We start from the raw sequence: 1,683 nt of genomic DNA on the forward strand, positions 1-1,683 counted from the left end.
TGAGGCGCCGACGCGTCTCCAGCTCTTCCAGGCGCAGGTGCTGGAGTTTCCCCTCCTCCATCTTGTAGGTGACCTTCTTCTCCACCGGCATCACGTAGGTGAAGTAAACCACCCGGGGGCAGTACATGTACTGCTTGAGATCACTGACGCGCAGCATCAAGGTAACTACCACCTCAGGCTCCCAGACTGGCTTTGGCATCTTCGCCCACGAGTCGCCGGCGCGCGTGGGGGTCGGCTGTATGCCGCTTACCACAAGGGCCGCCGCGGCCAGCCGGGCCAGTAGGCGAGTCGTCGGCGCGCCTGGCGCTTGGCGGTACCCGCCCCAAGTGGCCGGTAACTGGCATTCGCCTTTAATCCAGGGGTGCACGGGTGGAGAGTTTGCAACTGCTTAACTTCAATTACCAGTACTTCTTGTCGGCGTGTCCCTCCGGCACCTCGGCCTCTTCCTCCCCCGCAGCCACCTCTTCCAGCGCCAATTCCTCCGGTTCCCCGGCCCTGACCACAGGCTCCTCCCGGTAGAGGTATTTCAGGTCCAGGTACTCCAGGGCGTAGCGGATCTTGGTGCGCAGGCGCGCGTGTTTGGTGGCCTCGAAGAGGGCGTCGAGGTCCACCTCCGGCTCCCAGCCGTAGGCCCGGGCGTGGCGGTCGCGCACCGCGGCCAGGAGCCGCCGCACCTCGCCGGCCGGCAGCGTCTCCAGCGTGACCGAGTGCTGAAGTAAGGCGTTCATGGCGCGCCGTGCCAGTTCGGCCTTGCGTGGCTCCCCTTTAGCCAGCAGCCGCGCCGGAACCTCCTCGATATCCGGCCGGCGCTCGGCTATTAACCTTCCGGGCCAAAAGCCCGAGGCCACACTGAACACCACGTAGGTGGACGCCAGGGCCCGTCCCTCCTCGGGGAACAGGAAGCGGGCCAGGTTGCAGTAGGCCTCGCCGCGCGCGGCAATGCCCAGGGTGCCCACGAGTTCGAACACGGCGAAGAGGATGACCCACCCCCCCAAGCCCCGGGCCCGGATGAGGTGGGCCAAAAAACGGAGGTAATCCCACACGTACTCCCGAGCGGTAAACCTGGGCAGCCTGACGGCCCGTCCGAAGTTAAGCCGGTGCAGGGACTTGAGTTGCGCCAGTGGCAGCCATTCTCCCGCGAGGTCGCCGTAGAGCAGGTGGGCGTGATAGGAGTCGGCGGCCTGCCAGTAGTTCTCCAGGACACACGCGATTTTGGGGTGCAGTTCCCGGCGGGCGAACTCCAGTAGATCCCGGGCGAGGACGCTCTCGGGCCGCAAGTCCCGTAACAGGGCCTCCGGCCCCGGTTCCACCGCGCCCGGGAGATAGGTTTCGGCCGTGAGCTTGGGGTAGACCAGGTCCAAACGATTGAAGGGCGTCTCCTTACCCAGGACCACCAGGCTCACGGCGAAGTTCCGGTCCTGTGCCAGGTTGAACACGGTGTTCAAGAAATGGGTCTTGCCCTCGCCGTAGTCGCCGCGCAGGACCAGGGCCCGGCAAACTTCCCCGCCGGCCACGGCCTCCAGGTCCCGCTGTACCGCCTCCAGCAAGGCCTCGCGCCCGTATGAGAATATTGCCGAGAGGTGGCGCGAGGAGACGCCGGAGCGTAGCGTCTCGATTATTCTCACCGCTTCGAATTCCCGCATCGTACCACCCTGCCCTTCGGGTCTATACCGCCTCGTCCAG

Annotated in this window: 1 protein-coding gene; it reads right to left on the reverse strand. The window is 65.5% G+C overall.

Annotated elements, in window-relative coordinates; translation table 11 throughout:
- Positions 1–398: 398 nt before the first annotated feature.
- Positions 399–1,683, reverse strand: a 1,285-nt coding sequence (locus AB1609_23195; GenBank protein MEW6049342.1) for a BREX system ATP-binding domain-containing protein, incomplete at its 5' end; no start/stop codon positions are given.

The sequence above is a fragment of the Bacillota bacterium genome (assembly GCA_040754675.1).
Lineage (GTDB): Bacteria > Bacillota > Limnochordia > Limnochordales > Geochordaceae > Geochorda.